This is a genomic window from Pseudonocardia pini (assembly GCF_013870575.1).
GTDB lineage: Bacteria > Actinomycetota > Actinomycetes > Mycobacteriales > Pseudonocardiaceae > Pseudonocardia > Pseudonocardia pini.
The window spans coordinates 1-5,447 of record NZ_JACBXB010000359.1 but is presented as its reverse complement, the minus strand read 5'-3'; the positions used below and the strand labels follow the sequence as shown (position 1 = coordinate 5,447).

Sequence of the window (5,447 nt, the reverse complement as noted above, 5' to 3'; positions counted from 1 at the left end):
TCTGGTGGACCCTGCTGCTCGACGAGCCGGTCAGCGCCCTCGACTCGGCGAACCGGGTGCGGATCCTGCAACTGCTGGAGCGGCTGCGGGCGACCACGGACATCACGCTGCTGTTCATCTCGCACGACCTCGGGTCCATCGCGGGCGTGACCGACCGGACGATCGTGCTGCACGACGGCCGGATCGTGGAGGACGGACCGACCGCCCAGGTCATCACCGCCCCCGAGCACCCGTACACCCGGCTGCTCGTGGGCTCCGCGCCGACGCTGACCTCCGGCGCGGCCGACCGCACCCGCCGCGCGCGGCTGCGGGCCGAGCTCGCCGCCTCCTGACCACCCACCTCCGGGGAGACCACCCGTGTCCCGAGCGCAGAGGCAGATCAGGTTCTGCCTGAACCTGCAGGCCACCGGGCGGCACGACGCCGCCTGGAAGACCCTGCCGCCCACCGCCGACTGGCTGGCGGGCATCGACTACTACACCGAGATCGCCCGGCTCGCCGAGCGCGCCCGGTTCGACGCGCTCTTCATCGCGGACCGGCTCGGCGTGCTCGACGAGCCGTCGCACCGCAGGCCCTGGCGCGGCGCGGACCCCGTGGTGCTGCTGGCCGCGTTGGCCCGCGAGACCGACCACATCGGACTCGTGGCCACGAACCCCGCGCTGCAGGGCGACCCGTTCACCCGGGCCCGGGCGATCGCGACCCTCGACCACGTGAGCAAGGGCCGGGCCGCCTGGAACATCGTGACCAGCCAGGAGGAGGTCACGCGGCGGGCGCTCGGGTTCACCGAGCGGCTCGACGACGAGACCCGCTACCGCCGCGCGGAGGAGTTCGTGTCGGCGGTCGACGCGCTGTGGGGCTCGCTGCCCGAGTCCGCCGTCGTCGCCGACGGGGCGGCGGACACCTACGTCGACCCCGCCCGCACCCGGCCGGTCCGGATCGAGGGGGAGTTCCACCGGACCGAGGGGGTGCTGCCGCTCACCGGTGGCTACCGCGGACAGCGTCCGGTGATCTTCCAGGCGGGGGCGTCGCGGCGGAGCATGGAGTTCGGCGCCCGCTGGGCGGACGCGCTCTTCACCTCCCAGCGCGTGCCGGAGCTCGCGCGGGCGTTCTCGGCCGAGGTCAAGGCGCTGGCCGCGGCCAACGGCCGCAGGCCGGCGGACCTCCTCGTCCTGCCCGGGCTGTTCGTGGTCCTCGGAGCTACCGAGGCCGAGGCCCAGGAGCGCAGGCGCGGGCTCGACGAGCAGCTCGCCCTCGAGCCGCTGCTCGCGGCGCTCGGCGCGCTGCTGGAGATCGACGTCGCGCGGCTGGACCTCGACGCCGAGCTGCCCTACGCCGAGCTGGAGGGGCGGACCGTGAGCCCGGCCGTGACGGCCCGCCGCGACCAGTTCATCGCCGACGCACGCCGGCGCCGGGCGAGCGTGCGGACGCTGCTGTTCAACAACCTCTCCGGGGGCCAGCGGATGATCGTCGGCACCCCCGAGCAGGTGGCGGACGACATCGAGCACTGGGTCGACACCGGTGCCGCGGACGGGTTCACGATCAACATCGACGTGCAGCCCGCCGGCTTCGTCGACTTCACCACGGGCGTGGTCGCCGAGCTGCAGGACCGCGGCCGGTTCCGGCGCGAGTACGCCCACGACACCTTCAGGGAGAACCTCGGGCTCTCCCCCCACCCGCTCGGCTCGGCCGACACGGCCGCCGAGCGGACCACGACCGGACAGGGACGGTAGGACATGCCTGCACGCAACGACATCAACCGCGGGCGACGCCAGGTCGACGTCGTGGGGTTCCCACGGGCCGAGCCCGTCGAGGAGACCGACGTCCTGGTCGTCGGGGCGGGACCGAACGGGCTCGGCACGGCCCTGGAGCTGGCCCGGCACGGGGTGCGCGCGGCCGTGGTGGACGCCGCGACCGAGGCCACGCTGGTCCGGGCGGGCGCCGCGGGCTACAACGCGCGGGCGCTGGAGATCATCGCGAACTGGGGCGTGCTGCCGCAGATCCGGGACGAGTGGACCTTCCCGCCCGAGTGGAACACCGGCAACCTCCTGCTGACCTCGCTCGTCGGGCACCAGCTGGGCGGCAGCGCGCACCGTTCCTTCGACCTCGGCCGGGCCCCGCGCTACTCGGTGCACAGCGCACTGCGCAGGCCGCAGACCGTGCTGCAGAAGGTCTTCCTCGACCGGCTGGCAGAGCTCGGGACCCCGGTCTCCGGGGGCTGGCGGGTCGAGGACCTGGCGGTCGACGCCGACGGCGTGACCACCCGCCTCGTCGAGGTGGGGACCGGGCGCGAACGCACCGTGCGGTCCCGCTACGTCGTGGGTGCCGACGGCGGCAAGAGCACGGTCCGCACCCTGGCCGGCATCACGCGCTCGGGCGCCTATGCCACCGAGCGGCACTTCCGGGTCGTCGTGCGCACCTCGACGGACGCGTCGACGCTGCTCGGTCGGCCCTTCGTGCCGGGCACCGCGATCGTCTACAACGACCGGTACTCCGGCTTCCTGGCCGCGCTGAACGAGACCGACTGGCGGACCTACGCCGGGCCCTTCCCGCTCGACCACGAGCCGGACGAGGCGGAGCTGGTCGCCCGGGTGCGGGAGGCCTTCGGGTTCGACGTCGAGCTGAAGGTGGTGTCGCTGACCTCGTTCTTCAAGAGCGCCCGCCTCGCAGACACCTTCTACCGGGACCGGATCGCCCTGGTGGGCGACGCCGCGCACGTCCGGACCCCGGGCGGGAACCTGTGCGAGGGCTTCGGGGACATCGCCAACCTCGGCTGGAAGCTCGCCGCCGTGCTGCGCGGCGAGGCGGGCGAGGGGCTGCTGCACTCCTACGACCAGGAGCGACGCCCGCACAACCGGCGGATCGCGGAGTACGCCTCGGCGCGCGAGCGGGCGGGCGGCGAGGTCTACCGGCGGATCAAGGAGATCGGCGTCCCGGCCGACGACGACACCGGCGCCGACGCCGTCCGCAGGCGGGCCGAGATCGGCGAGCTGCTGGGAGCCGAGCACACCTTCCCGCTGGGCGTGGTCTTCGACGAGCGCTACGACGACTCGTCGGTCGTCTGGTACGAGCCGGGGCAGCGCGAGACCGAGCAGCCCTGGGACGCGCACGCCTACACCGAGGAGGGCAGGCCGGGGCACCGCGCGCCGAACGGCAACCTCGATCCCTTCGGCTTCACCGTGTACGACCGGCTCGGCACCCGGCCCGCGCTGCTCGTGCTCACCGCGGACACCGCCGCCGTCGCGCCCTTCGAGGAGGCCGCGGAGGCCCGCGGCCTCGAGCTCGAGGTGATCCACCTGCCCGACGCCGACGCGCACCAGCGCTACGGCGCGCCGTACGCGCTGGTCCGACCGGACGCCCACGTCGCGTGGCGCGGGACGGCGGAGGTCGACGCGGGCGCGGTCCTCGACCTGGCGCTCGCCCGCACGCCCGTCGGCACGGAGCGGTCCCTCGTCGAGGCGGTCGCGTCATGACGTCCCGCACCCCGCACCCGGAGGTCCCCGTGACCCGAACACCAGCCGAACCCCCCGTCCGCGGGCTGTCCTTCTTCCTGACCGTCCCGACCGATCCGCAGCCGGGCCGGGTGTACGCCGACGCGCTGGGCTCGGTCCGGCTCGCCGAGGACCTCGGGTTCGAGACCGCCTGGGTCGCCGAGGGCCACTTCCAGGTCCTCGGCCTGCCCGCCGCGCTGTCCTTCCTGGCGGCGGCCACCCAGGTCGCGGACCGGATCCGGCTCGGCACCGCGGTCCTGCCGCTGGCGTTCGACAACCCGATCCGGGTCGCCGAGACGGCGGCGTTCGTCGACGCGCTGGGCGGCGGTCGGCTGGAGCTGGGGATCGGCAAGAGCAACCCGATGTCGAAGGACATCTTCAGCGCGTTCGGGCTGTCCGAGGGCGACCGCGAGACGCTCTACGCCGACGCCTTGGCGGGGCTGCGGCGCGCGATCGAGCAGGGCGTGACGGCGGACGGGAGGCAGGTCCCGCTCTACCCGCCCTCGACCGCGCTCGCCGACCGGCTGTGGCAGGCGACCGGCAACCCGCGGACCGCGGCCGCGATCGGGCGGTCGGGGGACGGGTTGCTGCTCTTCCGGCTGACCCCGCAGGGCGACCCCGGCCAGGTGCAGTCCGCGTTGATCGACGACTACCTGGGTGCGCTCCCCGCGGGCGCCGAGCCGCGGATCGGGATCTCCCGGGGCGTGCTGCCCGCGGCGTCCCGCGCGGAGGCGATCGCACTGGTCACGGCGGAGCTGGAGCAGAACCCCACGCGCGTCCGCGTGCCTGCGGGGTCCGCACCGAGCAGTCCCGAGGAGTACCTCGAGGCCCTGAACGTCAAGTACGGCAGCCCGGACGACGTCGTCGAGCAGCTCTCGCGCGACGAGGCCTTCGTCCGTTCCACCGACCGGCTGTTCTCCCTGCCGGTCTCCGCGGGGACCGCCGCCTTCCGCGAGGGCCTGCGGCTCGTGGCGGAGGAGATCCACCCCCGGGTCCGTCCCGCCGTCGCCCACGCCGCCGCGTGACCGCCCGCCTCGATCGAGTCCGACAGGAGCACCGACGATGACCCAGACCCTGGACCCGGCCACCCGCGCAGCGGAGTGGTCGGAGTGGCGGGCGGCCAACGAGCGCCGCCGCCAGGACCCGTACGGCTACCTCGCCTACCGGGCCGTGCACTTCCTGGAGCCGGAGCCCCGCACCTTCCCGGGCGTGCCCGGGGTGTGGCGGACCGGCCCCGACGGGCCCGTCGTCGAGCTCGGGGCGGGGGAGTCCCTGCTCGTCGACGGCACCGAACGGACCGGCGGCCACGCGTTCGGGCCGGTCCGCGAGCGCGAGTTCCGCTGGGCCGCGCAGGCCGGGGACGTCGTGCTGGAGCTGTCCCGGCGCGGTGGCCGCGACCTGCTCCGACCGCTCGACCCGACGTACCGGCTGCGCGCGGACTACGTGGAGACCCCCGCCTTCGAGTACGACCCGGCGTGGGTCCTGCCCGCCGTGTTCGAGCGCTACCCGCAGGGGCGGCCGCAGCAGGTCCGCGCCGCCGTCGAGGGCATCGAGCACACCCACGAGGCGGTGGGCGAGGTCGTCTTCACGGTCGACGGCAGCGAGCACCGGCTCGTCGTGTTCGGCCGCGACGACGACCCCGGCCTGGGGATCCTGCTGTTCCGGGACGCCACCAGCGGGGTCACCACCTACGCGGCCAGCCGTTCGGTGGCCCTCCCGCTGCCCGCCGAGGGGGAGACCGCCCTCGTGCTGGATTTCAACCGCGCGGGCAACCTGCAGTGCGCCTACACCGACCACGCGCCCTGCCCGCTCGCACCGCCGCGCAACCACCTGCCGTTCGCCGTCGAGGCGGGCGAGCAGACCCCGGTCCTGCGCGGTGGACGCGAGGCCGTCCGATGACCGCGGCGGCGCGGACCCCCGCGGTCACCGAGCAGGGCGAGCCCGACGACGTGGTGTGGAGC

The 5,447-nt window shown here is 74.7% G+C and carries 5 protein-coding genes; all 5 read left to right on the top strand.

Features of this window, described 5'->3' with window-relative positions; all coding sequences use genetic code 11:
- Positions 1-332, top strand: a 332-nt coding sequence (locus H5J29_RS19400) for an ABC transporter ATP-binding protein (RefSeq protein WP_181782468.1), incomplete at its 5' end; no start/stop codon positions are given.
- Between the two features lie 25 nt (positions 333-357).
- On the top strand, positions 358-1,728 hold the full coding sequence (locus H5J29_RS19395; protein WP_181782467.1) for an NtaA/DmoA family FMN-dependent monooxygenase: 1,371 nt from the start codon (positions 358-360) through the stop codon (positions 1,726-1,728).
- A 3-nt stretch (positions 1,729-1,731) separates the two neighbouring features.
- A complete protein-coding gene (locus tag H5J29_RS19390) occupies positions 1,732-3,468 on the top strand; it encodes an FAD-dependent monooxygenase (RefSeq protein ID WP_181782466.1) in 1,737 nt (578 codons plus the stop codon).
- A gap of 29 nt (positions 3,469-3,497) precedes the next feature.
- The gene (locus tag H5J29_RS19385; protein WP_220187640.1) at positions 3,498-4,511 is read left to right on the top strand and encodes an LLM class flavin-dependent oxidoreductase; all 1,014 of its coding nucleotides are present in this window, start codon (positions 3,498-3,500) and stop codon (positions 4,509-4,511) included.
- A gap of 37 nt (positions 4,512-4,548) precedes the next feature.
- The gene (locus H5J29_RS19380; protein WP_181782464.1) at positions 4,549-5,385 is read left to right on the top strand and encodes a DUF1684 domain-containing protein; all 837 of its coding nucleotides are present in this window, start codon (positions 4,549-4,551) and stop codon (positions 5,383-5,385) included.
- Positions 5,386-5,447 lie beyond the last annotated feature (62 nt).